The organism is Mycolicibacterium agri, assembly GCF_002553505.1.
Taxonomy (GTDB): Bacteria; Actinomycetota; Actinomycetes; order Mycobacteriales; family Mycobacteriaceae; genus Mycobacterium; species Mycobacterium agri.
In genome coordinates this window covers 1-923 of sequence record NZ_PDCP01000230.1, presented here as the reverse complement: position 1 = coordinate 923, position 923 = coordinate 1, and the positions used below count along the sequence as shown (strand labels likewise).

Here is a 923-nt window from a genome sequence, read left to right as displayed (position 1 = left end):
ACAACGAAAGGCTGTGTCTGTGAGCTCGTCTGAATCCACTAGCGGCTCTGCTCAGATCGGTGTGACCGGGTTGGCGGTGATGGGGTCGAACATCGCCCGTAATTTCGCCCGGCATGGCTATACGGTGGCGGTGCATAACCGCTCGATCGCCAAGACCGATGCGCTGCTGGCCGAGCACGGCCATGAGGGCGATTTTGTGCGCAGTGAGACGGTTGCGGAGTTTGTGGCGGCGTTGGAGCGGCCGCGCAAGGTGTTGATCATGGTCAAGGCCGGGGCGGCCACCGACGCGGTGATCGATGAGCTGGCCGAGGCGATGGACGACGGCGACATCATCATCGATGGCGGTAACGCGCTCTACACCGACACGATGCGGCGGGAAAAGGCGATGCGCGAGCGTGGGTTGCATTTTGTCGGTGCGGGCATCTCCGGTGGTGAGGAGGGTGCGCTGCATGGGCCGTCGATCATGCCGGGCGGGCCTGCGGAGTCGTATGAGTCGGTGGGGCCGTTGTTGGAGGAGATCTCCGCCCATGTCGAGGGGGTGCCCTGCTGTACTCATATCGGGCCGGATGGGGCCGGCCATTTCGTGAAGATGGTGCACAACGGCATCGAGTACTCCGATATGCAGCTCATCGGTGAGGCCTATCAGTTGCTGCGTGACGGGTTGGGCAGGTCGGCTGTCGAGATCGCCGAGGTGTTTGACGAGTGGAACAAGGGTGATCTGGACAGCTTTTTGGTCGAGATCACCGCGGCGGTGTTGCGGCAAAGCGACGCCAAGACCGGCCAGCCGCTGGTCGATGTGATCCGCGATGAGGCCGAGCAGAAGGGCACCGGTCGCTGGACGGTCAAATCCGCCCTCGATCTGGGCGTGCCGGTGACCGGCATCGCCGAAGCCGTCTTCGCCCGCGCCCTGTCGGGATCAGTCG

General features: G+C 63.7%; 1 protein-coding gene. It reads left to right on the top strand.

The window, feature by feature from the left end:
* Positions 1 to 79: 79 nt before the first annotated feature.
* A partial coding sequence (gene gndA, locus CQY20_RS33940; RefSeq protein ID WP_420093251.1) for an NADP-dependent phosphogluconate dehydrogenase occupies positions 80 to 923 on the top strand: 844 nt, incomplete at its 3' end.